A 24052-nucleotide genomic window follows, 5' to 3' on the forward strand; every position below is an offset into this window, starting at 1 on the left:
TGCCCGCGAGTCACGCCCCGGCTGCCGGCCGCGGCTTCGGTGTCGGACGCGACGCCGGCGAACCGGCCTCGCGCCCGACACCGCGGTGCGAAGCGATCAGGCCGCGGAAGCCGCCTTCCAGGCGAGGCCGTACTGCCGGATCGCCTTGTCGAGCTTGCCGGCGTCGACGGCCGCGGCGGCGCGGGCCATCGCCTTGGCTGCGACGGCGAGCAGCTTCGGGGTCCCGCCGGCCGCGTCCTCGATCGCGGTCTCGGCCAGGGTCCGCGCCAGCTTCCAGAGCCGGTCGATCGCCGCGAGCACCTCGGGCGACGGGTTCTTGATGCGCGTCAGGGAGCGGACGGCCTGCTTCACCTCGTCGAACACCCGGCGGTCGGCCGGGTGGGACGGGTCCAGCCACCGGTCGGCTGCCGTGGCGCGGGACAGACGCAGGATCGCACGGGAGAGCCGCTTCGCAGTGCTCTTGTCCGCGCCGGGCAGGAGCGCCTCGAGGCTCGTCACCGTGGTCTGGTGCTGTCCGAGCGCAGAGACCAACGTGAGCGGCACGGACACGGCGGTCCCCGTCGCGGGGGCGCTGATCGCCAGCGTCTGGGGACCGTGGAGGCCGCCCGGGATGCCGGTGGCGATCGCGACCCGACCGGTCAGGTCGAACAGGTCGTCCTCGGCCATCACGCTGGAGTCGACCGGGAACGTGCCCAGCGGGACGCCCCCGAGCGACACCTCGACGGCGCCGGACTTCACCTCGTTGGTCGTGAAGTCCAGCGACGCGAGGTCGACGGTCAGCGGGGCGCCGCCGACGTAGCCCGAGGGCGCCGCCACGTGCAGGGCGACCGCCCGCTGCGCCGCATCCGGCGTCGCCGTCTGGAACGCCGCGAACCAGTCGACCATCGACTGCAGATCCACCTTCCCGGTGTCGACCTTCTCGCGACCGTTCGCCAGCTCGAAGAAGCTGTCCCCGCCCGCCGCCAGGAACGAGTTCACGACGATCCGGTAGTCCGCGGCGGGGTCGAGCTCCTGGCCGTCCAGCAGGATGCGCGTGACGCGATCGCCCGACGGCCGCGCCGGATCGAACGTGTACGTGAGCGCCTTGTTGACGCCGAGCTTCAGGAACGGGCGCGACGCCCCGGCAGGCTGCCACTGCTGCTCGAGCACCGTCTTCACCTGGGCGCCCGTGAGGGTCAGGGTGTTCAGGGTGTTCGCGAACGGCTGCACGTTGGCGGCTTCGCGGTAGGTCACGATGCCACCGTCGTCGCCGAGCTTGATGTCGGTGCGGAGGCCGCCCGGGTTCATGAACGCGATCTGCGCGGTGCCGATCTGGTTCGCGGCCCACAGCTGCACGTCGGCGACGAAGTTGCCCAGCGTCGACTCGGCGCCGCGGCTCTCGGCGCCGGTCGCGCGCACGCCCCGGTTGAAGTCCGCGGTGACGGTCCCGAGCGGCACCGCGCCGAGGACGTTGGCGTTGGCCACTGCCGCCGCCACGATCGGCGTCACCGCGGGATCATCGAGGGCGGGAGGGATCGCCGTCGCCGCGTCGACGACGACGTTGCTCATCGACAGGATGGCCCGGCTCTCCGAGTCGACCTGGATGGTCATGTTGCCGAACTTCTCACCGTACTGCCCGCTGGAGATGACGGGGCGGCCGGCGATCACATGGTTGTAGGCGAGGTGGGTATGACCCGACACGATCGCGTCGATGTTCGCGTTGGCACCGTTGACGAGCTGGCCGAAGCGCGTCGTCGGGTCGGTGGCGGACGCGACGCTGGTGGTCGTCGCCCCCTCGTGAACCAGGAGGATCACGACGTCGGCCTCGCCGTTCGACGGGTCGCCGTCGCGGAGCTGGTCCGCCACCCGATTCGCGGCCACGACCGGGGTCTCGACGGTGATGCCCGCGATGCCCGCGGGGCTCACCAGCGCCGGAAGCTCGTCGGTGACCGCGCCGATGAACCCGACGGTGATGCCGTCGAACGTCGTCGTCCAGTACGCGGGAACCGCAGGCTGTCCGAGCGTCGGGTGCAGGTTCGCGGCGAGGTACTCCCAGCTCGCGAGCGGCATCACCCGGTCGACGAGATCGCTCCAGCCCTGATCGAGCTCGTGGTTGCCGACCGCGCTCACCTCGAGGCCGGCGGCGCTGAGCGCGGCGATCGTCGGCACGTCCTGCGCGATGAACGACGTGAAGGTCGACGCGCCGATCAGATCGCCCGCGGCAGCGAACACCGTGTTGGGGTTGCCGGCGCGAATCTGCTTCACGGCCGTCGACAGCGCGGCGGCCCCGGCGGCGGCTCCGTCGCGCTCGATGCGACCGTGGAAGTCGTTGACCGTCACGACGTTGATGGTCACCGGGGTGCCGGCGTCGGCCGAACGCCCCGCGCCGAGCAGCACGGCGCCGAGGGCGACCGCCGTGAGCGCCGCGCGCCAGCGGCGCCGGCGTGAGGTCCTCGGGGACGTGGAGGGACGGGACACGAGCGGAGGCGACAAGGGGGGCATCGGGTATCTCCTTTCGATGGGCCGGAGCGCGCACCGGCGCTGCCGAGACGCCTCGCCGTGCCGCGTCGCGCGCGGTGGGCGGCGATGCGCGACGAGCGAGGCGTGTCTCCGCTACGGCACTCCGGCGACCGGCGACGTCATGGGAGCGGGATAGCGGAGCGCCGCGTGGGCGCGATGGCGCCTCGGCGACGATCCCGTGAATTCGACCGTGCGACGCCCGCACGCCGCTCGCGTCACCGCTCCGATTGCCGCGCGGAAGCTCGCGCGGTACGCCACCGCGCGATGTCCTTCCTGGCGCGCGCCGCCGCCCTGCCCCGACTCGGGCTCGGCGTCTCCACCGAGTACGGCGCCGGCGATACGCCGGGCGGCCTCGACCTCGCCGCCCTGCGCGCCGCGCACCCCGAATGGGCCCAGTTCCTCGAGGTCGGCGTCGAGGCCTCGCGCGGCCTCGACCGCCACGCCGAGGCGTGGATCGCCCGCGGCCTGCCGACGACCTACCACTACCTCGACGTCAACCTCGACGAGCCCGAGGACTTCGACGCCCCCTGGCTCGAGCGCGTGCGCGCGCTCGCGGCGCACCTGCGTCCGGCGTGGCTGTGCGGCGACGCCGGCATGTGGCACCTCGGCACGCGCGACCGCGGCCACATGCTGCTGCTGCCGCCGATCCTCACGGCCGACGCCGCCGACGCCATGGCCGACGGCGTGGTGCGCCTGCGCGACGCGACCGGCTACGAGGTGCTGCCCGAGAACCCGCCCGGCACGGTCTTCCTCGGCGACCTCCATCTCCTCGACTTCTTCGCCCGCGTCGCCGAGCGCGCCGACACCGGCCTGCTGCTCGACTGCGCCCACCTCGTCATCTTCCAGCGCCTGCGCGGGCTCGACGTGCTCACCGGCCTCGACGGCTTCCCGCTCGATCGCGTCGTCGAGCTGCACGTCGCCGGCGGCACCGAGCGTCGCCACGACGGCTTCGCCTGGCTCGACGACGACCACACGCCCGGCGTCCTCGCCGACACCTGGCGCGTCGTCGAGCACGTCGTCGCACGGGCGCCGAACCTGCGCGCCGTGGTCTACGAGTGCGAGCGCAATCCCCTGCCCGCCTGCCGCGACGGCTTCGCGCGCCTCGCGGCGCTGCTCTCGGCATGAGCCACCTCGCGCTGCAACGGGTGACCGTCCGCCTGCTCCACGATCCCGCGTTCGTCGCGGCGCTCTACGCCGACCCCGAGCGCGCGCTCGCCGGCACCGACCTCGAGGCACGGGAGCGCACCTGGCTGCTCGCGACGCCGCGCGCGGCGTGGGGCACCGACCGCGCGCGGCCGGCGCGCGTGCTCGCCGCGCTGCGCGACGAATACCCGGTCGCGACCGCGCTCGCGCCGGCGCGCGCCGCGGCGTTCTTTCGCCCGCCGGCGTTCCACGACGTGCGGTGCAGGCGCGCGGCTCGCTGGCGCTGGCGTTAGCGCCCACCTCGCCGCCGATCCCGACTCTGCGCCGCGGCGGCGCGCCTGAGGCGGCGATCGCGTGTGCCGCGCCGCGCCGCCGCCGCGGAGCTCGCGTCGACGCGACTGCAGCTCGCGCCGCACGCGGTCGTGCTCCGCGTCCCTGCCGGCAGCCTGGCGTTGCTCGCCGCGGCCCGCGCCGGAACGCCGCTCCCGCCCCTCGGGACCGACGACGAGGCGGTGCTCGCGGTGCGGGACGGCGACGGCGCGACGCTCGAGCCCCTCGACCCCGCCCTCGCCACCCTGCTCGAGACCGCCGCGACGCCGCAGCCGCGCACCACGCTCTGCGCCCTCGCGCGGCGCCTCGGCGCGGCGCCGGAGGAGGACGCGGAGATCGTGGACGGCCTCGCGGCCGACGGCCTGCTCGCCTGAGCCGTCCACGACCTCCCGGCGTTCAGTATGGCTTCGCCGTGCCCGTGATCCCCATCTTGAGGCGCGCCGCGATCGCCTCGGCGTTGGCCACGAGCTTCTTCATGCTGCGCGGGTAGACCAGCTCGCCGCGCGCCTTCAGCGCTTTGCCGCCGACGAAGACCCACTCCACGTTGGCGGGCGCCGCGCTGTAGACGATCTGCGCGATCCAGTCCCAGCTCGGACCCCAGTTGATCGTGTGCGGGTCGAGCACCAGCAGGTCGGCCTCCTTGCCGGGCGTCACCGAGCCGATGCGGCTCTGCATCCCGAGCGCGGTCGCGCCTCCGAGGGTCGCCACCCGCACGGCGGCAGCCGGGGTCGGATACGCCGCCGCGCTGAGCGTCGTGGCACGCTGGAGGCCGACCGCCGCACGCATGTTCATGAACATGTCGCTCGTGTCGTTGGTGCCGCCGTCGAGCCCCATGCCGACGGAGACGCCGGCCGCGGCGAGCGCGGGGAAGCGGATCACGCCCGACGCGAGGCGCATGTTCGACAGCGGCTGGTGCGAGAGGTGGACGTTGGGACGGGCGAGCGTCGCGATGTCGCCGTCGCTGAGATGGACCGCGTGCGCGAGCAGGAGGGACACCTCGGTGAGGGCGCCGGACTGCTGGAGCGCTTCGAGCTGGCCCTGATCGAGATCGCTCACGTGCTCGCGGAAGTGCGTGTTGATGTAGGTGTGCGTCTCCTTCGCGAGCCCGACCGCCTGCGCCAGCGTGGACACCGCGGCGAGCCGCGCACCCGCCGCGACGTGGATGCTCGCCAGCGGATTCGGGTCGATCTTGCGTGCCTTCAGGCTGCGGAAGTGATCGTAGCGCGCGACGGGGACGCTGTAGGCGTAGACGAAGCGCATGCCGGAATCGACCAGCGCGTCGACGTTGCCCTCGACGAACTCGTTCGTGAAGGCGTGCGACCAATCGGTGACCGTCGTGACGCCGCTGTTGATCGCGTCGAGGGTCGAGAGCCGCACCAGCGTGTAGGCCTCGTCGTAGGTGACGTTCTGCGTGCGCGCGTAGCCGTTGCACGAGAGCCATCCCGGCAGCTCGAGGTCGAGCAGGCAGCCGCGGATCGCCGACTGCCAGAGGTGCGTGTGGGTGTCGACGAAGCCGGGCATGACGATCTTGCCCGAGACGTCGATCGTCTTCGCGACGCCGGCCGGCGTGCGCGGGCTGAGCCCGCGTCCGACCGCGCGGATGCCGGTATCGTCGAAGAGAACGTCGGCGCCCGGCACGAGCCCGAGCGGGCCGGACCCGAGCGTGGGGTCCATCGTCACGACGAGCTCGGCGTTCTTCAGCAGGAACGCGCGGTCCTTGGCCGCGACGATCCCCGGCAGAACGAGCAGCGCGACGAATGCGATCACGCCGCGCCAACGATGCATGCACCTCGACATGGTTTCCCTCCTCCGCGTCCGTGGCCCCGGACGGCTGGCGGACCTCCCGTGCACCGCCGGGGCGAGCCACGCCGAGGAGCAACGGCCATGCCGCCGGCCAGGGACGATGCGCGGGGTCACGGATCGCCGCGCAGGCGCGCGCTGCCGCGCCGGAGACCATCCTGCTGCCCCCGACACGAGCAGCGCGGTCCGTTTGCACCGGCCGGCGAGCGCCGATTAATCTCCGCCGATGCGCAGCCCTCGCGACTTCTTCAAGCCCCTGGCCGTCGGCGCTCCGGATCCGGTGCGCGAGATCCCGTTCACCCCCTCGCGCTGCATCCACTTTTTCGACCCCAGCAACGAGAAGATGGCCGCGAAGCTGCCCGACATGGCCAAGCAGGCCGACATCCTGCTCGGCAACCTCGAGGACGCGATCCCGGCCGATCGCAAGATCGCCGCGCGCGAAGGCCTGGCGCGCATCGGCCGCGAGATCGACCTCGGCACGACGCCGCTGTGGACGCGCGTCAACAGCCTCGACAGCCCCTGGGTGCTCGACGACCTGCAGACGCTCGTCGGCGCCATCGGCAACCGGCTCGACGTCGTCATGGTGCCGAAGGTCGAGGGCCCGTGGGACATCCACTACGTCGACCGCCTGCTCGCGCAGCTCGAGGGCAGGCACAAGGTGCAGCGCCCGATCCTGGTGCACGCGATCCTCGAGACCGCGCAGGGCGTCACCCACGTCGAGGAGATCTGCGCCGCGAGCCCGCGCGTGCAGGGGATCAGCTTCGGCCCGGCCGACCTGGCGGCGTCACGGCGCATGAAGACGACGCGCGTCGGCGGCGGCCATCCCGCCTACCTCGTGCGCAACGACCCCGACGCGAGCGATCCGCAGGCGGCGCGCCCGACCGCGCAGCAGGATCCGTGGCACTACTCGATCGCGCGCATGGTCGACGCCTGCGCGGCGAACGGCGCGCTGCCGTTCTACGGCCCCTTCGGCGACATCGCCGACACGGTCGGCTGCGAGGATCAGTTCCGCGCCGCCTTCCTGCTCGGCTGCGTCGGCGCCTGGTCGCTGCACCCGAGCCAGATCGCGATCGCGAAGAAGGTCTTCAGCCCGCCGGTCGCCGAGGTGAAGTTCGCCCTGCGCGTGCTCGAGGCGATGCCCGACGGGCGCGGCGTCGTGATGCTCGACGGCAAGATGCAGGACGACGCCACCTGGAAGCAGTGCCGCGTCATGGTCCAGCTCGCGAAGATGCTGGCCGAGAAGGACCCGGAGCTGAAGGCGGCGTACGGGCTCTGAGCCCGCTCAGCCGAGGGCGGCGGCGGCGCTGCCCGCGGCTGCCGGCAGCACGAGCGTGAAGCGGGCGCCCACGCCGGGCGTCCCGCTGGCGGTGAGGTCGCCGCCCATGAGGCGCGCGAACCGCCGCGCCAGCGCCAGCCCGAGGCCGATGCCCGACCCCACCGCCGGGGTGCCGAGCTGGCGGAACGGCTCGAAGATGCGCTCGCCCTCCTCGGGGCCGAAGCCGGGGCCGGTGTCGGTGACGTGGATCGCGACCGCGTCCTGCCCGTGGGGCTCGGCGGCGATCTCGATCCAACCTTCGCGCGTGAACTTGGCGGCGTTGCCGAGGAGGTTCTGGAGAACGATGCGCAGCCGGGCCGCGTCGGCGACGACGCCCGGGACGCCGGAGACGACGCGCGTCCGCAGTGCGATGGGGCGCTCGCGCAGCAGCACGGTGAAGGGCTCGGCGAGCTCCGCGAGGAGCGCGTCGATCGGGACGATCTCGGACGTCACGCCGCCGTGCGCGGCCTCGAGCCGTGCAGTGTCGAGAAACTCCTCGACCAGCTCGAGCAGATGGGCGGCGTTCCCGGTGACCTTGCGGAGCGCCTCCAGCGCGTCGGGCGCGCAGGCGCCGAACGTACCGTCGCGCACCAGATCGAGGTAGCCGAGAATGACGTTGAGCGGCGTGCGGAACTCGTGCGAGACGCTCGCGAGCAGCTCGCCCTTGCCCCGCTCGGCTTCCCGCAGGGCCGCGACGCGGTCCCGCGTCTGGAGCGCGGCCTCGATCCAGCAGAGGAGGCGCTCGGGGCCGTCGGCCTTGTCGTGCCAGCCCTGGATGGGGAGCCGGCGCACCATCTCGCGCGGCGGATGCGCGGCGTCGCGGTCGGTCTGCACGACGATGGCGACGTCGACGTCGCGCGCGCGGATCGCACGGATGAGCGCATCGCCGTGCGGCCCGGGGAGCACCAGCTCGGTGAGCACGAGGTCGATCGGGTGATCGGCGAGGACCTCGAGCGCCTCGGCGGCGTCGCGCGCGACGACGACGCGGTGACCGACGTCCTCCAGCAATCTCCGGCATACGGCGAGCGTCTCGGTCCGGTCGTCGACGACCAGCACCGTCCGCGTCGCCGCTGCCCCCTCCGAATGGCAGCGCAACGACGAGCCCTCGAGCACCGAGCGGAAGCAGGAACTGCGCCGGTCGACGAAGGCCGGGTCGACCGAGACCGGAGCCTTTCGGGACGTCCGAAGCGGCACACTGGCGCGGGCGCCGTGCCACGGACGGCACACCGCGCGGCACGCCGCTCCGCCATGCGGGTCAGCCCAGCGCGGCGACGACGTCCGGCGGCGCCTGCACCAGCTCGACCAGCACGCCCTCGCTCGAGAGCGGGAACTCGTCGTTGCCCTTCGGGTGTACGAAGCAGACGTCGTGACCCGCGGCGCCCTTGCGGATGCCGCCGGGCGCGAAACGCACGCCCTGCGCCGTCATCCACGCGTACGCCTTCGCCAGATCGTCGACCCACAGCCCGACGTGATTGAGACGCGGCTCGTCCACGCGAGGCTTCCTGGCCGGATCGATCGGCTGCATGACGTCGACCTCGACCGCGTGCGGCCCGTCGCCGATGCGCAGGATGTCCTCGTCGACGTTCTCGCGCTCGCTGCGGAACGTGCCCGCCTTCGAGAGGCCGAGAACGTCGACCCAGAAGCGCGCGAGCTTCGTCTTGTCCTCGCCGCCGACGGCGATCTGCTGGATGCCCAGGATACGGAAGGGTCGCTGCATGGGCGGGGAGGATAGCGCGAGTGGTCCGGCGATTTGAAGCGAGCGGAGGCGCGATTCCATCTGGCGCCCCGCACGGCGATCGGCTCTAAGGGTCCGCATGCAGATCGAGCTCATCGCCTCGGCCTCGATCGCCGCCGCCCCCATGCCGCGGCTCGGGCTCGGCATCCTCGCGGCGCTGACGCCGCCCGAGGACGAGGTGATCTACACCGACGAGGTCGTGCGCCCCTTCGACCTCGAGCGCGATCTGAAGGACGTCGACCTAGTCGGCATCAGCGTCGACTCGAAGACGGCGGCGCGCAGCTACGCCATCGCCGACGCCTACCGGCGCCGCGGCGTCCGCGTCGTCCTGGGCGGCATCCACCCCACCGCCTGCCCGGACGAGGCCGCGCAGCACGCCGACGCCGTCGTCGTGCGCGAGGCCGAGAACGTCTGGCCGGCGGTGCTCGCCGACGCCAAGGCCGGCGCGCTCCGCCCGCGCTACACGCCCGAGCTGCCCGAGCTGGCCGGACGCCCGTTCGCGCGCCGCGACCTCTTCCGCTCGCGCCGCTACATCCCGTTCGACGTGGTGCAGACGATGCGCGGCTGCCCCTACCCCTGCGAGTTCTGCAGCGTCTCGACCGCCAACGGCACCAGCATGCGCTTCCGCCCCGCCGACGACGTCCTCGCCGAGCTCGCCACCGTCGGCCGCCGCGTCATGTTCGGCGACGACAACGTGATGATCCATCGCGCCTACGCGAAGGACCTCTTCACGCGCATGATCCCGATGCGAAAGCACTGGATCGGGCAGTGCTCGCTCGCCGCCGTGAAGCGCCTCGAGAACGTCAAGCTCATGGCCGAGAGCGGCTGCAAGGCGCTCTTCGTCGGCTTCGAGAGCATCGACGAGGCGACGACGCGCGCCGCGGGCAAGAAGCAGAACCAGCCCGCGCAGTACCGCGAGGTGATCGAGATGCTGCACGAGCACGGCATCTCGGTGTGGGGCAGCTTCGTCTTCGGCTTCGACACCGACGACCCCGAGGTCTTCGACCGCACCGTCGAGTTCGCCATCGAGACCCGCCTCACCATGGCGACGTTCGCCATGCTGTGCCCCTACCCCGGCACCGCCCTCTACCGCCGCCTCGCCGCCGAGGGCCGCCTCACCGATCCCGCCTGGTGGCTGCGCCCCGATCACGAGGACAGCGGCCCGCACTACAAGCCGCTCCACCTGACGCCGCAGCAGCTCCGCGACGGCTGGGTGCGCGCCTGGGACCGCTTCTACTCCTGGCAGTCGATCTGGCGTCGCTGGACGGTGCGCGACCGCTCGAGCTGGATCCAGCGCATCGGCTTCTGGCCGCTGAACGCGCAGCAGCACTGGATGGCGAAGAGGAAGGTGCAGCGCTTCGGGCCGGGCGCGCCGCCGCCGGCGGCGCCGGACCCGCTCGCGCTGTCCTGCTGAACGCCGTCACGGCGGCGCCACGGAACCCGCTGCGGGGTGCTTCGCGCCCCGTGAAGCACCCCCGATGGCCGCGATCCCTACTCACCCATCCAGGACGGTAAACCCGAGCGCGCGAGCGGCGCCGGCGAGGCGATCGTCATATGTCGCCAGGGTGACGTCGTCGCCGCGCTCGCGAAGGAACACCATCGACGCGAGGTGAAGTGCGTCGAGCGTACGGACCGGATGGCGGAACGGCTCGAGCGCACGCGCCAGCACCAGAGGATTCAGCTCGAGCAGCGCCACGACACCGAGCAGCTCCCGCGCTGCTTCCCGATGGCTCATCGCAAGGCCTCGCGCGTTGATCCTGACCCAGAGCTCGTACTCGAGCAGGCGGCTCGCAACGAGCCGCTGCTGCCAGAGCTCCGCGTTCGGCCGACGCCCTTCGCCGAGCAGGTGTGCCAATGCCACGGAGGTGTCGAGGTAGGTCATCGCTCACCCCGGTCCACCGCGAGCTCGGCGACGAGGACCTCCGTCGGCGCAACCGGAAGGCACGGCGGAACCGTACCCGGCGGACTCAACGGAGGGCGAAGCACCCCCTCACGCACGAGGGCGGCGAGCTGCGCGTCGGCCAGCCACTCGGCGCGTCCCGGCCGCGGCGGTACGAGCTCGGCCACGATCCGGTCGCGGTCGGTCACGAGGACCGTCTCGCCCCGCGCGGCGAGACGCACGTATTCGCTCAACCGGTTCTTGAGGGTCTTCAAGCCGACGGCCCGCATCCCTCCGAAGTAGCCTCCAGAGGCCTCTTGAACAAGCTCGCTCGGCCGGACGGCTCGGGCCAGGGCGCTTGCTTCGGGCAATCATTGGCGGACTTCGGGCGCGGCGCCGACGGCTTCGACGGCGAAATGCTGGGCTCGCCGGGGCGGGCCCACATCCCCGGCGGCCTGTGGTGTGAGAGCCTGCCGGGAGCCGCCGCCACAGTCGCACGTAGCGGCGACCGAGAACACTTCGAGGCTGTCGAGCAAATCGCTGCTTCTTCAGCGTGTGAGTTCCAGCTCATGCAGCTACGTGCAGCTGTGCTCGAGCGTCTTGGTACCGACAAGGGCTCCCAGAACGGCCAGGCCGAGCGCCACCTACTTCCTTCCGCACCGACACGCTTCGCCCCGCCCCCCAGGGCTCACACGACCCTCCGATGAGGAGATCGCATGCATCCCCGCAGCGCCCGGTCCGCTGGAGCCTGCGCGGGACCGCACAGGGCCCGTCCGGGTTTGTCCCCCACCGGCCTTTCCGGTAGGGACCCCCGCCCATGGAGTGGGTGTCCCAGGCCGTCGACATCGCGCTGCACCTCGACCGCTACCTCGGCGAATGGGCGCAGATGCTCGGGCCGTGGCTCTACGTGGTGCTGTTCCTGGTCGTCTTCGCCGAGACCGGGCTCGTGGTGACGCCCTTCCTCCCTGGCGACTCGCTGCTCTTCGCGATCGGCGCCATCTGCTCGCTGCCGGACACGGGGCTGAACGTCTGGCTCATGATCGCGGTGCTGCTCGTCGCCGCCATCCTCGGCGACGCGGTCAACTACTCCATAGGGCACCTCTTCGGGCCGAAGGTCTTCGCGCGCGAGGACTCGTGGCTGCTCAACAAGAAGCACCTGATCCGCACGCAGGAGTTCTACGAGCGGCACGGCGGCAAGACGATCTTCCTCGCTCGCTTCGTGCCGATCGTGCGCACGTTCGCGCCCTTCATCGCCGGCATCGGGCGCATGTCGTACGCGCGCTTCGCGATGTGGAACGTCACCGGCGGCATCGTCTGGGTGACGAGCCTCACGCTGGCGGGCTACTTCTTCGGCACCATCCCGATCATCCAGCGCAACTTCGAGACCGTGATCCTGGCGATCATCTTCCTCTCCATCCTGCCGATGATCGTCGAGTACGTCCGGGCCCGGCGCGAGCCGGCCTGAGGGCGCCGCCGCCCGGGCCTTGCGTCCGCGGGACGGCCTTCGTAACACCGGCGGGTGCCCGAGGGCCTCATGGCGATCTACCGGGAGCCGCTGTTCTGGCTGTTCCCGGTCGCGACCACGCTGATCAGCTGGGCCGCGTTCGCGCTGTTCGCGGGCGCGCTGACCCTCGTCGCCGCGCGCGATCCGGCGTCGCTGCGCCGCTTCCGCATCCAGTCGCGGCCGCCGCGCTCGCAGCAGCTGGTCGGGCCGTCGGTGCGGGCGTGGCTCGTGAACGACGCGCTCATGCTGCTCGCCGTGGTGGCGTCGTGGCCGCTCCTGCGGCTGTCCGGCATCCACGCGGGGCCGCTGCCGCCCTGGTGGGTGATCGCGCTCCAGCTGGTCTTCTTCGTCTACCTCGACGACCTCCTCTACTACGGCTTCCACCGCGCCATGCACGGCCGCTGGCTCTACAAGCGGGTCCACGGCCGGCACCACACGATCGTCACGCCGTGGGCGATCACCGGGCACTACATGCACCCGATCGAGTACCTCGGCACCGCCATGGTCGCGCTGGTGGGGCCGATGCTCGTCGGCGCGCACGTCGTCACCGTCTGGCTGTGGTTCGTCTTCCGCCAGTGGGAGGCGGCCGAGGGCCACGGCGGCTACGAGTTCCCCTGGACGCCGACGCATCTCCTCCCGGGGAACGACGGCGCCGTGCACCACGACGTCCACCACGCCCGCGTGCGGGGCAACTACGCCGGCTTCCTCCCCGTCTGGGATCGGGTCTTCGGCACCACCGCGCGCGGCTACGCCGACGACCTGGCCCGCCGGCACGCGCCCCGCACCGCGGCCTGAACCGAGCCAAGGAGGCATCCATGTCCGACCGCGTCCGCGTGACGATCGACGCCGGCGTCGCCGACGTCCGCCTCGCCCGCCCCGAGAAGATGAACGCCCTCGATGCCGCGATGTTCGCGGGCCTGGTCGAGGTGGGGAAGCAGCTCTGTACCGACACCGCCGTGCGGGCCGTCGTCCTCTCCGGCGAGGGCCGCGGCTTCTGCGCCGGGCTCGACTTCATGAGCTTCATGGCGATGGGAGGCGGCGGCGAGTCGAAAGGCCCCGGCCTGTTCGCGCGCGAGCACGGCACCATCGCCAATGCGGCGCAGCGGGCGGCGTGGGTCTGGACCGAGGTCCCGGTGCCGGTCATCGCCGCCGTGCACGGCGTCGCCTTCGGCGGCGGCCTGCAGATCGCGCTCGGCGCCGACATCCGCCTGGTCGCGCCCGACGCGAAGCTCTCGGTCATGGAGATCAAGTGGGGCCTCGTGCCCGACATGTCGGGCACGCAGACGCTGCGCCACCTGGTGCGCCTCGACGTCGCCAAGGAGCTGACCTTCACCGGCCGCATCGTCTCCGGCACCGAGGCGGTCGCGCTCGGGCTGGCGACGCGCGTCGCCGACGACCCGCACGCCGAGGCGCTGGCGATGGCGCGCGAGATCGCGAGCAAGTCGCCGCACGCGATCCGCTCGGCGAAGCGTCTCCTCGACGCGAGCGTGACGTCCGACCCGGGCGCCGGCCTGCAGATGGAGGAGCGGCTGCAGGCCGCGCTCATCGGCTCGCCGAACCAGCTCGAAGCCGTGCAGGCGAACCTCGAGAAGCGGCCGCCGCGCTTCACCGATCCGAGCTGAGGCGGTTCACTCGAGGTAGCCGAGCGCGCGCAGCCGCTCGGCCACCTGCGGATCGCCCCCCGCGCGCACCGGCGACGCCTGCAGCGTCGACTCCTGCCAGAACGCCAACGCATCGACGAGCGCGCTCCCATCGGCGGAGCGATCGACCCGCTCCGCGGGATCGCTCGGCAGGTGGAACAGCTCGGCGCCGTCCCCGTTCGCGAACCGGATCAGCTTCCACTCCGGGGTGCGCGCCGCGACCAGGGCGGCCCCAGTGCCGTCCGCGCGGCGGCCGAATCGGGTCTCGGCGAAGGCGATGCCGGGCTCCGCGTCGGGCGGATTCAGGAGATCGTGGCCCGGCAGGTCGTCCGGCGTCGCCGTGCCGACGAGCGCCGCGACGGTGGGCAGCACGTCGACGCCGCCGACCTGGCGTTCGGAGCGGCCCGGGGCGACGCCGGGACCGCTCACGATCAGCGGCACCCGGATCGACTCGTCGTAGAGGTGTGAGCCGTGGCCGACCCAGCCGTGCTCGAACAGCTCCTCGCCGTGGTCCGCGGTGACGAGAACGACGGTCCTGTCGTCGAGCCCGAGCCCGGCGAGCTCGGCGAGGAGGCGTGCGAGCTCGTCGTCCCACGCGACGACGTCGGCACGATAGAGGTCGTGCAGGTGCCCGACCTCGACGGGCGTGAGCGGCGCGCCGGTCCGCCGCAGGTTGCGGCGGATGCGCGGCGGATCGCCGGCCGCAACCTGCGGACGGACGCCGGCCGGCGTCGCCGGCCGCGCGCCCACGTCGCCGTACGGACCGTGCACGTCCATGTAGTGGAGGTACGCGACGAAGCGCCAGGCGCGGTGATCGGCCGCCCACTCGAGGAAGGCGTCGTTGACGGCGCGCGCGCGCGCCCAGCGGACGTCGTCCTCGGCCGCCGCCAGCTCGTGGAAGGTCTCGAAGCCGCGGCCGAGGTTGGTGCCGCGCGCGACCGCCGGGTTCGTCGACACGCCGAAGGTGGTGACGCCCGCGTCCTGGGCCAGTTCCGCGAAGGTCGGGATGCCGTGCGCGAGCACCGCCCAGTCGGCGCCCGGCGGGACGTCCGCCGGCACGCCCCATTGCTCCGAGCCGCCGAGGACGCCGTGCGACGCCGGGTGGAGGCCGGTCAGGATCGACGCGACCGAGGGCATCGTCCACGGCGCGGCCGCGAGGGCGTGCTCGAAGACGAGGCCGCGCCGGGCCAGGGCGTCGAGCGCCGGCGTCGGGCTCGGCGAGGCCCCGTAGGCGCCGAGCACGTCGGCCCGCAGCGTGTCGACGAGCAGGACGAGCACGTTCGGCGCGTCCGGATGCGCCGCGACGCGCGGCCGCTCCACGCGCCGCACGAGGCGCAGGCCGCTCCAGCCCACGGGACGGTCCGCCGCGCCGTCGACCTCGAGCCGCAGCCGGACCTGCTGCCCGGCGAAGGCGCCGAGATCGGCCTCCACCTCGACCCAGCGCCCCTCCGCCGCCCGCCGGCGCGGGTCGAGCGTCGCTTCCCAGGCGACCTCGTCGCCGACGAGCACCCGGAAATCCACCGGCTCGACGCGCTCGCGCTCGACGCCCGCCCCCTCGATCCCGACCGCGCCGCGCAGCACGCCGCCGGCCGGTATCTCGAGCGCGAGCTCGGCCGCGGCCGGCGGCTGCGCCACGAGGGCGAGACGGCGGCCGCCGCGGCCGTCGACGAAGGGCACCGGCTCGAGCACGTCGAGCTGCATGCTGGTCCCGGGCGGTGCCGCCTCCAGCTCCCAGACGACGCGCTCGAGCACGACCGGCCCGGGGTCGCCGGCAGGCCCCGGCGCCCACCGGAGCGCACCGGCCAGCGCCGCGAGGGCCACGAGCCCGAAGAGCCCGGCGAGCCAGCCTCGCCCCGCCCGACCCATCACCGCTCGGAGCCCACCTCGGCGCCGTCGGGCGCCCCCATCGCGCGGGCGGTGGCGTCGCTGAGCGCGCGCGCCGCGCGCCGCGGGCGGGTGAGCGGCACCGGGGTGGGCTTGCCGGCGTTGCCGAGCACCAGCGCCGTCCCCGCCTGCAGGCCGCCCGCGACCTCGAGCTCGACCCGCTCCGCGTCGCGGGCCCGGATCTCGTCGGCGACCGCCGCGGCCTCGTCCTCGGGCACGCCCAGCACCTGGAGCGCCTTCTCGCCGAACGCCATCGCCGACTCGAACGTCTCGCGCACGTAGTGGTCGATGCCGTGCTGGATCAGGTGCAGCGCATGCTCGCGGTCGTAGGCCCGGACGAGCAGCTGCGCCAGCGGGAACTCGGACTGGACCAGCTCGACGATCTTGTTCGCCGCCGCCTGGTCGTCGACGCACACGGCGATGGCGCGCGCCCGCCCCGCGCCCGAGGCGTGGAGCACGTCGAGCCGCGTGCCGTCGCCGTAGTAGACCTGGAAGCCGAAGCCGGCGGCGTTGCGGATCATGTCGATGTCGGTGTCGATGATGGAGACGTTGTATCCGCGCGCCAGCAGGGATTGGCTCGCCACCTGCCCGAAGCGGCCGAATCCGATCATGAGGACGCACCCGTCGAGCCCGAACGGCACGGCGACGCCTTCGAGCGACGCGGGCTCCGCGGGCTCGAACCAGCGCAGCGCGAGCACGAGGACCGGCGTCAGCGCCATCGAGACGATCACCGTCGTGGTGAGAACGGCGTTCGTCTCCTGGACGAAGAGGCCCACGCCGGCCGCCGCGCTGTAGAGTACGAACGCGAACTCGCCGCCCTGGGCGAGGAGCGCTGCGCGATGCAGGCCGTCGGCGTGCGACGACCCCGAGAGGCGCGCGACGACGTAGATCGTCGCCGCCTTGGCTCCCATGAACGCGACCACGCCGAGCACGATCGTCGGCCAGGCGCGCATGACGACGCCGACGTCGAGCGCCATGCCCACGGCCAGGAAGAAGAGCCCGAGGAGGATGCCGCGGAACGGCTCGATGTCGGCTTCGAGTTGGTGACGGAAGGTCGACTCCGACAGCAGCACGCCCGCGAGGAACGCGCCCATCGCCATCGACAGCCCGCCGAGCTGCATGAGCAGCGCCGCTCCGAGGACGACGAGCAGCGCCGCCGCCGTCATGACCTCGCGCGCGTGCGCCGCCGCGAGCAGGCGGAAGAACGGGTTCAGGAACCAGCGTCCGGCCGCGACCAGCGCGAGGATCGAGGCGAGGCCGATCAGCACGCCCTCGAGCCGCGACGAGCCGACCTCGGTCCCCCCGGGTGCGAGGAAGGCCACGAGCGCCAGCAGCGGAACGATCGCGAGGTCTTCGAGCAGCAGGATCGACACCACCTGCTGCCCCCGCGACGACGCCGTCTCGCCGCGCTCGTCGAGGAGCTGCATCACGATCGCCGTCGACGACAGCGTGAAGCCCATGGCGGCGATGAACGCGACCACCGGCGTCATGCCGAGCGCCACGCCCACGCCGGTGACCATGCCGCCGCAGGCGAGCACCTGCGCCACGCCCAGCCCGAAGATCTGGGCGCGCAGCTTCCACAATCGCGACGGCTGCATCTCGAGCCCGATCACGAAGAGGAACATGACGACGCCCAGCTCGGCGGTGTGCAGGATCGCCTGCGGGTCGGTGAACAACCCGAGCCCGTAGGGCCCGATGGCGAGTCCGGCAGCGAGATAGCCCAGCACCGAGCCGAGCCCGGCGCGCTTGAAGACGGTGACGGCGGCGACGCCGGCGCCGAGCAGTGCGACGACCTGTCCGAGCTCCACGCCGTGGGATTCGGCGGCCACGACTAACCCTGCGTGATGGGGATGTGCTTCGGCTGCGCCGCGACCCGTGACAGCCATGCCCGCACCGCGCGGTAGGGCGCGAGGTCGAAGCCGCCCTCCCCGGCCACGTGCGTGTAGGCGTAGAGCGCGACGTCGGCGATCGTGTAGCGCTCGCCGACGAAGAACGTTCGCGACCCGAGGTGCTGCTCCATCACCGCCAGCGCCGCATGGCCCGCCTTCTCCTTGCCGGGCAGCAGGCGGGCACGCTCCTCGTCGACGTGCGTGTGCTTCCAGAAACGCACCGTCGCGATGTTCGGCTCGTGGCTGTACTGCTCGAAGAACATCCACTGGAGCACCTGCGCGTGCGCCAGACGGCCGTTGGGGAGGAGCGGCGTGCCCTCCGCGAAGTACCAGCAGATGGCGTTCGACTCGGCGAGGAACGTGCCGTCCTCGAGCTCGACGGTCGGAATGCGCCCGTTCGGGTTCTTCGCCAGAAACTCCGGCGTCCGGGTCGCGCCCTGCGTGATGTCGAGCTCGACCCGCTGGAAGGGGATCCCGAGCTGGCCGAGGACGAGCCGGACTTTGTAGCCGTTGCCGGATTCCAGGTAGTCGTAGAGACGAACCATGCGCCCGCTGTAGCACGCATGCGGGGACGGCTCACTCGTAACGGATCAGCGTCCCGCGCAGCTCCGCCTGCTCCTCGGTCGAGGTCGTGGTGGTCTCGGTGTAGGTCCCCTTCGATTTCTTGCCCTGCTTCTTCCACTGCTCCTGGCCGCTGGTCTGCTGGGTGGCCGCGACCTCGCGCGTCGACATGGAGCCCACGATCATGCCGTTGGCGCCGCGCCGCCGCGCCTCCTCCATGAGCTTCTGCTGGAGCTGCTGGCCGGTGCTCTGGAACGGAAGAACCTCCATCTGGGCCGTCACCTCGCCCATCACGGTGTAGGGGCGCTTCACGTCGTCGGGCGAGAAGTAGAGATCGACCGCGGACGTCGGTGTGTAGCTCTGCCCGACGTAGTCGACCGACACGCATCCCGACAGCACCACGAATGCCGCCGCCAGCGCGGCGCCGAAGCTTCGACCAGCCATCCTGCCCTCCCGTCGCGGCGGGCCGAGTATCAGAGGCCGCGGGACGGGGACAACCCCGGCCGGCTCGGGCACCGGCAGCGCGCGCCGCCTCGCGTCGGCACCACGATGCCGAGGCCGCACGGACGGCCGCCGAGCGGCTCGCGGCGTCCAAAGGAAAGAAAGGACGCGACGCGGCACGGCCGGCGCGAGCGCCGGGAACGCGCCGCAGCCGTTACGGATGCGACGCGGCGCCGCCCATCCGCGCCCGTCTCGCAACCGCCCGCGGCCGGCATGCGCTTTGCTCGATCCACCTGCCATGGACGTCGAACCCGGACGGTGGCTGCGCCTGAACCCCGACAACATCGCCGGCCTCCCGGAGGACGCCGGGGTCTTCGAGATCGCCAACCTGGTCCGCAACGTCCTCTACATCGGGCGCGGCGACGGCAGCCTGCGCCGCCGCTTCACCGAGATGGGTCACCTGCCCGTCCACCTCCCGGCCAGCACCGGCGGCTACTTTTTCCGCTTCATGCTCACCGCCGAGGAACAGCAGGAGATGGACCGGCGGGTCGAGGCGTACCGGGCGCGGCACGCCGGCCGCGCGCCGCTCGGCAACATGGGCGGCCGGCCTCTGCGCCTCGCCGCACGCCGCGCGGCCTGATTCGCGCCCCGCACCCCACCGCGCCGAGCGTCGGCTTTCCGACACGCGCGGGACGTTCGTGTACGCCGTCCCATGCGCCCGCGAGTCGGGCGTCGTAGGCTACCGCACCCGCGCTGCGATCGCGTCGAGCGCCGCCGCTTCGACGTCCTCGTAGAGCGCCGCTGCGCCGTCCGGGCTCGCGGCGGCGGTCATCTCGTCGAGGATCGCGACGCCGAACGCGCCGTAGCGCTCGGCGATCGCGCGGCGCAGGAAGTGGCGCTCCTGGCGGCGCTGGCCGTCGCGGGTCTGGTGCGGCGTCTCGCGGCGGAGCCAGTCCGTCAGCTCGGGGACGCCGGCGCCGCTGACGGCGCTCGTCAGGAAGACGGGCAGCGGCGCGCCGTCGGCGCCGATGCGCGCGCACTCGAGCGCCGTGCGCAGCTCGTGCGCGCTGCGGCGCGCGAGCGCAGCCTCGTCGCACTTGTTGATGACGAAGGCGTCCGGCACCTCCATCACGCCGGCCTTGAGGAACTGCACGTGGTCGCCGCCGAGCGGCTGGAGCACGAGCAGCGTGCGGTCGGCGAGCGCGCTGATCTCGATCTCGCTCTGCCCGATGCCGACCGTCTCCACGAACACGAAGTCGAAGAGATGGCGCAGGAGCCGGGAGACGGCGAAGGTCCGCCGCCCGACGCCGCCGAGATCGCCCTGCGTCGCCTGCGAGCGGAAGTAGATGCGCCGCTCGCCGACGGGAAAGCTCGTCCGCACCCGATCCCCGAGCAGCGCGCCGCCCGAGGTCGGGCTCGTGGGGTCGATCGCCAGCACGGCGACGCTCGCGGTGGGATCGGTGGCGAGCACCTCGAGCGCCACGCGGCCGATGAGCGACGACTTGCCCGCACCCGGCGTGCCGGTCACGCCGATCACGCGGCCGCGACGCGGATACGTCTCGGCGTGGGCCGCGAGGTGGCGGAACAGCGCCGCCCGCCGCACGCGCGCGCCGGGGTGGTCCCGCTCGACGACGGAGATCAGGCGCGCGAGCGGGTGCTTCTCGAGCGCCGCCGCCCGGGCGAGGAGCGCCCGGGTCGGCTCGTCGAGCGCCGCGGGCACCTCAGGCACTGGCGACGCGGGGCTCGGGCGCGTCGTGCGGGGCCCCGATCACGTCGAGGATGCGGTCCATGACGTCCATCAGGTCGAAGTCCCGCGGCGTGAAGATGGCGCGAATGCCGAGCTCGCGCAGCGCCGGCATGTCGCCCTCGGGCACGATGCCGCCGAGGACGACCGGGATGGCGTCGCGCGCGCCCTGCGCCGCCAGCTCGTCGAGGACGAGCTTCGCGACCTCGAGATGCGAGCCCGACAGCACCGACAGCCCGAGCACGCTGGCGTCCTCCTCCACCGCCGACTGCACGATCTCGGCCGGGGTCATGCGGATGCCGCCGTAGACGACGTCGAAGCCGGCGTGGCGGGCGGCGACCGCGATCATCTCGGAGCCGTTCGAGTGGCCGTCGAGGCCGGGCTTGCCGACGACCAGCCGCGGACGCTGGCCATGCGCCCGGGCCCAGGCCTCGACCCGGGCGCGCACCGCCGCCACCCGCGGGGTCTCGAGGGCGAGGTGCTGCCCGTCGACGCCCGTGGCCGGCCGGTACTCGCCGAAGACGCTGCGCAGCGCCGCCGCCCACTCGCCCGTCGTGACCCGTGCCTTCGCGCAGGCGATCGACAGCGGCATCAGGTTGGTGCCGGCGCGGGCGCCGTCGACCAGCGCCTTCAGCGCGGCGTCGACCTCGCCCTGGCTGCGGCGGCTCCTGGTCGCGCGCAGCATCTCGAGCGTCTCGGCCGCCGAGGCGGCGTCGACCCGGAAGATGCCGCCGTCGTCGCCGCCGAGGAGCGGTGACGGCAGGGCCTCGGTCCAGCGGTTGCGGCCGACGATGAGGGTGTCGCCGGCGTTGATGCGCGCCAGCCGCTCGGCCTGGCTGCGGACCAGCGCCGACTTGAGGTAGCCGGATTCGACCGCCTCGAGCACGCCGCCCATCTCCGCGATGACCTTCATCTCGGCGCGGGCGGCCTCCTTGAGCGCCTCGACCTTCGCGGCCACCACCGGCGAGCCGTCGAAGAGGTCCGGGTATTCGAGCAGATCGGTCTCGTAGGCGAGGATCTGCTGCAGGCGCAGCGACCACTGCTGATCCCAGGGCCGCGGCAGGCTGAGGGCCTCGTTCCAGGTCGGCAGCTGTAGCGCGCGGCAGCGCGCCTTGCGCGACAGCGTGACGCCGAGGGCCTCGATGAGGATGCGCCAGGCGTTGTTCTCGGGCTGCTCCTCGGTGAGGCCGAGGGAGTTCACCTGCACGCCGTAGCGGAAGAGGCGGTACTTCGCCGTCTGCACGCGGTAGCGGTCGCGCGTGATCTCGTCCCATAGCTCGGCGAACGCCCGCATCTTGCACATCTCCTCCACGAACCGGATGCCGGCGTTCGTGAAGAAAGAGACGCGGCCGACGCACCGCTCGAAGTCGTCGTGCGAGAAGGTGCCGCGGGCCTCGATGGCGTCGAGCAGGGAGGCGGCGTTGGCGAGCGCGAAGGCCAGCTCCTGCGTCGGCGTCGCCCCGGCCTCCTGCAGGTGATACGAGCAGATGTTCGACGCGTTCCAGCGCGGGATCGCGTGCAGGCAGTACTCGTACATGTCGACGATGAGCCGCATCGACGGCTTCGGCGGGAAGATGTACGTGCCCCGCGCCAGGTACTCCTTCACGAGGTCGTTCTGGGTCGTGCCCTGGAGCGCCGTCGGCGACACGCCGCGCTGCTCGGCGAGGGCGACGTAGAGCGACAGCAGCCACATGGCCGTCGCGTTGATGGTCATCGATGTGTTGATGGTCTCGATGGGGATGCCCTCGAACAGCAGCTCGAAGTCGTCGAGGCTGTTCACGGGCACGCCCACCTTGCCGATCTCAGGCCCGGCCAGCCCGTGGTCGGAGCTGTAGCCGCACTGGGTGGGGAGATCGAAGGCGATCGAGAGGCCCGTCTGCCCGCGCGACAGGTTGTCGCGGTAGAGCGTGTTCGACGCGCGCACGTTGGTGTGGCCGGCGTAGGTGCGGAAGATCCACGGCGCGTCGCGGGTGGGACGGCCGTCCTTGTCGACGAGGAGATGGGCTGGGCGGGTCATGGGTCGCTCCCTCGGTGGCCGCCGGATGCGACCGTCCGGCGAGTCTACCCCTGACGCTACGGGTCATCCAAGCCGCGGGCGCGGTGCCCATCCGCTGAGCGGCTGCCTCCTTCGGCGGCAGCCCCGCGTCTGCGTTGCCGCCGCGTGCAGCGCAGGATCGCGCCCACGAATGCGCTGCCGACGTGGACGTTCGGCGCGATCGGGGCGGCACGCAGCCGCCATGACAGCTTGGCGCGTGACTTGCTCACCCGGCCGGCATGAAAAACGCCCACCCTCGCCTGCGATCTGCAACCCGTCGAACCGCCGCCCTGGCGGCCGGTTGTGCCGCCGTACTGTCGGCCGCCGGCGCCTGGGCACAGGAAGCCGCGGCCGAAGCGCCCACCTTCGACAGCGGCGACACCGCCTGGGTCATCACCGCCGCCGCACTGGTGCTGGCGATGACCCTGCCCGGCCTGGCGCTCTTCTATGGAGGCCTCGTCCGATCCCGCAACGTCCTCAACGTCTTCATGCAGTGTGTGATCTCGGCCGGTGTCATCGGTGTGCTGTGGATCCTCGTCGGCTACAGCCTCGCTTTCGGCACGGGCAACGCGTTCGTCGGCGACTTCAGCCGCGTCGGCCTCTCGGGCATCACGCTCGACTCGGCCGTCGAGAACGGCTCAGGACGCAACATCCCCGAGTACATCTTCGTGATGTTCCAGGGCATGTTCGCGATCATCACGCCGGCGCTGATGCTCGGTGCGGTCGCCGAGCGCATGAAGTTCAGCGCCTACGTGGCGTTCATCGTCGTCTGGCTCCTCGTGGTCTACTGCCCGCTCGCGCACATGGTCTGGTCGAGCGAGGGTTGGATCTACAAGGACAGCGCGATCGACTTCGCGGGCGGCCTCGTCGTTCACATGTCGAGCGGTTTCTCGGCGCTCGTCGCGGCGATCATGATCGGCCCGCGCCGCGGCCTCGGGAAGGAGCCGATGCCGCCGCACAGCCTGCCCCTCTGCCTCGTCGGCGCCGGCATGCTGTGGATGGGCTGGTTCGGCTTCAACGCGGGCAGCGCGCTCTCCGCGAGCCCGCTGGCGACGCTCGCCTTCCTCAACACGAGCACCTGCGCGTCCGCCGCGGTCGTGGTCTGGGCCATCGTCGAGTGGCTCCACCGCGGCAAGCCGACCGCCCTCGGCGGTGCCACCGCGGCGGTGGCAGGCCTCGTCGCCATCACGCCCGCCTGCGGCAACGTGTCGCCGATGGGCGCGATCTGGATCGGCGTCGGCGTCTCCATCATCTCCTACGTCGCCGTCACCTTCATGAAGCCGGCGCTCGGGTACGACGACTCGCTCGACGTCTTCGGCGTCCACGCGCTCGGCGGCGCTTGGGGCGCGCTGGCCTCGGGCATCTTCGCGGTCACGCTCGGCTCCGACATCGAGTCGAACGCCCAGCAGATCATGGTGCAGCTGAAGGGCATCGGCTTCGTGGCCATCTTCGCGCCGGTGGCCACGGTCGTCATCCTACTGGTCCTCAAGATGATCTTCGGCTCCCTGCGGGTGTCCGAGGAGGACGAGATCGGCGGTCTCGACCTCGCGGAGCACAGCGAGAGCGCCTACTCGATGGAGAGCGGCTCGACCCAGATGGGCCTGCCCGTCCACCACTGATCCCCTCCGTCGGCGCGCCGCGCGCGCCGCAACC

At 72.3% G+C, this 24052-nt stretch carries 22 protein-coding genes; 10 read left to right on the plus strand and 12 right to left on the minus strand.

Annotation, left to right across the window (positions count from 1 at the left end; genetic code table 11):
- Positions 1-96 precede the first annotated feature (96 nt).
- Positions 97-2457, minus strand: coding sequence for a bifunctional metallophosphatase/5'-nucleotidase (locus KIT14_22810; GenBank protein MCW5893355.1), 2361 nt, complete (start codon positions 2455-2457; stop codon positions 97-99).
- 306 nt (positions 2458-2763) lie between these two features.
- Here KIT14_22810 and KIT14_22815 point away from each other — a divergent pair, with 306 nt between their 5' ends.
- From KIT14_22815 to KIT14_22825, 3 genes are all read left to right on the plus strand, one after another.
- Complete coding sequence (locus tag KIT14_22815; GenBank protein MCW5893356.1) at positions 2764-3624, plus strand: DUF692 family protein; 861 nt, start codon at positions 2764-2766, stop codon at positions 3622-3624.
- Entirely contained in the window at positions 3621-3935 is a 315-nt protein-coding gene (locus tag KIT14_22820) for a hypothetical protein (GenBank protein ID MCW5893357.1), read from the plus strand. The genes KIT14_22815 and KIT14_22820 overlap by 4 nt, the downstream gene beginning before the upstream one ends.
- 129 nt (positions 3936-4064) lie before the next feature.
- Positions 4065-4346 carry a hypothetical protein gene (locus tag KIT14_22825; GenBank protein ID MCW5893358.1) on the plus strand — a complete coding sequence of 94 codons (282 nt, stop codon included), beginning with the start codon at positions 4065-4067 and terminating at the stop codon, positions 4344-4346.
- 22 nt (positions 4347-4368) lie between these two features.
- Here the strand turns inward: KIT14_22825 and KIT14_22830 are convergent, their stop codons facing one another.
- On the minus strand, positions 4369-5769 hold the full coding sequence (locus KIT14_22830) for an amidohydrolase family protein (protein MCW5893359.1): 1401 nt from the start codon (positions 5767-5769) through the stop codon (positions 4369-4371).
- Positions 5770-5998: 229 nt separating this feature from the next.
- On the opposite strand from KIT14_22830, the gene KIT14_22835 reads away from it, so the two are divergent.
- Positions 5999-7048: a CoA ester lyase gene (locus KIT14_22835; GenBank protein MCW5893360.1), complete on the plus strand. Its 1050-nt coding sequence runs from the start codon at positions 5999-6001 to the stop codon at positions 7046-7048.
- Between the two features lie 6 nt (positions 7049-7054).
- Here the strand turns inward: KIT14_22835 and KIT14_22840 are convergent, their stop codons facing one another.
- Complete coding sequence (locus KIT14_22840; GenBank protein MCW5893361.1) at positions 7055-8143, minus strand: response regulator; 1089 nt, start codon at positions 8141-8143, stop codon at positions 7055-7057.
- A gap of 199 nt (positions 8144-8342) precedes the next feature.
- Complete coding sequence (locus KIT14_22845) at positions 8343-8804, minus strand: VOC family protein (protein ID MCW5893362.1); 462 nt, start codon at positions 8802-8804, stop codon at positions 8343-8345.
- Between the two features lie 97 nt (positions 8805-8901).
- Here KIT14_22845 and KIT14_22850 point away from each other — a divergent pair, with 97 nt between their 5' ends.
- Positions 8902-10236, plus strand: coding sequence for a radical SAM protein (locus tag KIT14_22850; protein ID MCW5893363.1), 1335 nt, complete (start codon positions 8902-8904; stop codon positions 10234-10236).
- A gap of 81 nt (positions 10237-10317) precedes the next feature.
- On the opposite strand, the gene KIT14_22855 is transcribed toward KIT14_22850, so the two are convergent.
- Together KIT14_22855 and KIT14_22860 are read right to left on the minus strand one after the other, a co-directional pair.
- Positions 10318-10704: a PIN domain-containing protein gene (locus KIT14_22855; GenBank protein ID MCW5893364.1), complete on the minus strand. Its 387-nt coding sequence runs from the start codon at positions 10702-10704 to the stop codon at positions 10318-10320.
- Positions 10701-10991, minus strand: coding sequence for a type II toxin-antitoxin system prevent-host-death family antitoxin (locus KIT14_22860; protein ID MCW5893365.1), 291 nt, complete (start codon positions 10989-10991; stop codon positions 10701-10703). The genes KIT14_22855 and KIT14_22860 overlap by 4 nt, the downstream gene beginning before the upstream one ends.
- A 527-nt stretch (positions 10992-11518) precedes the next feature.
- Here KIT14_22860 and KIT14_22865 point away from each other — a divergent pair.
- The 3 genes from KIT14_22865 to KIT14_22875 are packed head-to-tail and all read left to right on the plus strand — an operon-like array spanning position 11519 to position 13827.
- Positions 11519-12166 carry a DedA family protein gene (locus KIT14_22865; protein MCW5893366.1) on the plus strand — a complete coding sequence of 216 codons (648 nt, stop codon included), beginning with the start codon at positions 11519-11521 and terminating at the stop codon, positions 12164-12166.
- Between the two features lie 54 nt (positions 12167-12220).
- Positions 12221-13000: a sterol desaturase family protein gene (locus tag KIT14_22870; protein MCW5893367.1), complete on the plus strand. Its 780-nt coding sequence runs from the start codon at positions 12221-12223 to the stop codon at positions 12998-13000.
- 20 nt (positions 13001-13020) lie between these two features.
- Positions 13021-13827, plus strand: coding sequence for a crotonase/enoyl-CoA hydratase family protein (locus KIT14_22875; protein MCW5893368.1), 807 nt, complete (start codon positions 13021-13023; stop codon positions 13825-13827).
- Positions 13828-13833: 6 nt separating this feature from the next.
- On the opposite strand, the gene KIT14_22880 is transcribed toward KIT14_22875, so the two are convergent.
- Genes KIT14_22880 through KIT14_22895 form a run of 4 tightly spaced genes read right to left on the minus strand, consistent with a single transcriptional unit; the run spans position 13834 to position 18623 of the window.
- Positions 13834-15711 carry a sulfatase gene (locus KIT14_22880; protein ID MCW5893369.1) on the minus strand — a complete coding sequence of 626 codons (1878 nt, stop codon included), beginning with the start codon at positions 15709-15711 and terminating at the stop codon, positions 13834-13836.
- The gene (locus tag KIT14_22885) at positions 15711-17615 is read right to left on the minus strand and encodes a monovalent cation:proton antiporter-2 (CPA2) family protein (GenBank protein MCW5893370.1); all 1905 of its coding nucleotides are present in this window, start codon (positions 17613-17615) and stop codon (positions 15711-15713) included. The genes KIT14_22880 and KIT14_22885 overlap by 1 nt, the downstream gene beginning before the upstream one ends.
- Entirely contained in the window at positions 17561-18163 is a 603-nt protein-coding gene (locus KIT14_22890; protein MCW5893371.1) for a glutathione S-transferase family protein, read from the minus strand. Before KIT14_22890 ends, KIT14_22885 begins: the two co-directional genes overlap by 55 nt.
- 31 nt (positions 18164-18194) lie before the next feature.
- The gene (locus KIT14_22895) at positions 18195-18623 is read right to left on the minus strand and encodes a hypothetical protein (protein MCW5893372.1); all 429 of its coding nucleotides are present in this window, start codon (positions 18621-18623) and stop codon (positions 18195-18197) included.
- Positions 18624-18918: 295 nt separating this feature from the next.
- On the opposite strand from KIT14_22895, the gene KIT14_22900 reads away from it, so the two are divergent.
- The gene (locus KIT14_22900; protein ID MCW5893373.1) at positions 18919-19260 is read left to right on the plus strand and encodes a hypothetical protein; all 342 of its coding nucleotides are present in this window, start codon (positions 18919-18921) and stop codon (positions 19258-19260) included.
- Positions 19261-19359: 99 nt separating this feature from the next.
- On the opposite strand, the gene KIT14_22905 is transcribed toward KIT14_22900, so the two are convergent.
- On the minus strand, positions 19360-20340 hold the full coding sequence (locus KIT14_22905) for a protein kinase (protein ID MCW5893374.1): 981 nt from the start codon (positions 20338-20340) through the stop codon (positions 19360-19362).
- A gap of 1 nt (position 20341) precedes the next feature.
- Positions 20342-22381, minus strand: a complete 2040-nt coding sequence (locus KIT14_22910) for a protein meaA (protein ID MCW5893375.1) — start codon at positions 22379-22381, stop codon at positions 20342-20344.
- Between the two features lie 257 nt (positions 22382-22638).
- On the opposite strand from KIT14_22910, the gene KIT14_22915 reads away from it, so the two are divergent.
- Entirely contained in the window at positions 22639-24018 is a 1380-nt protein-coding gene (locus KIT14_22915) for an ammonium transporter (GenBank protein MCW5893376.1), read from the plus strand.
- Positions 24019-24052: the final 34 nt, after the last annotated feature.

Source organism: bacterium, assembly GCA_026129405.1.
In the GTDB taxonomy this organism is placed as follows: Bacteria; Desulfobacterota; Binatia; order DP-6; family DP-6; genus JAHCID01.

What these genes read in the sequence shown, in the direction of transcription:
- KIT14_22885 (MCW5893370.1), bottom strand. Translation starts at nt 17,615, where the DNA reads ATGGCTGTCACGGGTCGCGGCGCAGCCGAAGCACATCCCCATCACGCA.
- KIT14_22900 (MCW5893373.1), top strand. Translation starts at nt 18,919, where the DNA reads ATGGACGTCGAACCCGGACGGTGGCTGCGCCTGAACCCCGACAACATC.
- KIT14_22865 (MCW5893366.1), top strand. Translation starts at nt 11,519, where the DNA reads ATGGAGTGGGTGTCCCAGGCCGTCGACATCGCGCTGCACCTCGACCGC.
- KIT14_22880 (MCW5893369.1), bottom strand. Translation starts at nt 15,711, where the DNA reads ATGGGTCGGGCGGGGCGAGGCTGGCTCGCCGGGCTCTTCGGGCTCGTG.
- KIT14_22850 (MCW5893363.1), top strand. Translation starts at nt 8,902, where the DNA reads ATGCAGATCGAGCTCATCGCCTCGGCCTCGATCGCCGCCGCCCCCATG.
- KIT14_22830 (MCW5893359.1), bottom strand. Translation starts at nt 5,769, where the DNA reads ATGTCGAGGTGCATGCATCGTTGGCGCGGCGTGATCGCATTCGTCGCG.
- KIT14_22860 (MCW5893365.1), bottom strand. Translation starts at nt 10,991, where the DNA reads ATGCGGGCCGTCGGCTTGAAGACCCTCAAGAACCGGTTGAGCGAATAC.
- KIT14_22845 (MCW5893362.1), bottom strand. Translation starts at nt 8,804, where the DNA reads ATGCAGCGACCCTTCCGTATCCTGGGCATCCAGCAGATCGCCGTCGGC.
- KIT14_22895 (MCW5893372.1), bottom strand. Translation starts at nt 18,623, where the DNA reads ATGGCTGGTCGAAGCTTCGGCGCCGCGCTGGCGGCGGCATTCGTGGTG.
- KIT14_22835 (MCW5893360.1), top strand. Translation starts at nt 5,999, where the DNA reads ATGCGCAGCCCTCGCGACTTCTTCAAGCCCCTGGCCGTCGGCGCTCCG.
- KIT14_22820 (MCW5893357.1), top strand. Translation starts at nt 3,621, where the DNA reads ATGAGCCACCTCGCGCTGCAACGGGTGACCGTCCGCCTGCTCCACGAT.
- KIT14_22915 (MCW5893376.1), top strand. Translation starts at nt 22,639, where the DNA reads ATGAAAAACGCCCACCCTCGCCTGCGATCTGCAACCCGTCGAACCGCC.
- KIT14_22875 (MCW5893368.1), top strand. Translation starts at nt 13,021, where the DNA reads ATGTCCGACCGCGTCCGCGTGACGATCGACGCCGGCGTCGCCGACGTC.
- KIT14_22890 (MCW5893371.1), bottom strand. Translation starts at nt 18,163, where the DNA reads ATGGTTCGTCTCTACGACTACCTGGAATCCGGCAACGGCTACAAAGTC.
- KIT14_22910 (MCW5893375.1), bottom strand. Translation starts at nt 22,381, where the DNA reads ATGACCCGCCCAGCCCATCTCCTCGTCGACAAGGACGGCCGTCCCACC.
- KIT14_22855 (MCW5893364.1), bottom strand. Translation starts at nt 10,704, where the DNA reads ATGACCTACCTCGACACCTCCGTGGCATTGGCACACCTGCTCGGCGAA.
- KIT14_22815 (MCW5893356.1), top strand. Translation starts at nt 2,764, where the DNA reads ATGTCCTTCCTGGCGCGCGCCGCCGCCCTGCCCCGACTCGGGCTCGGC.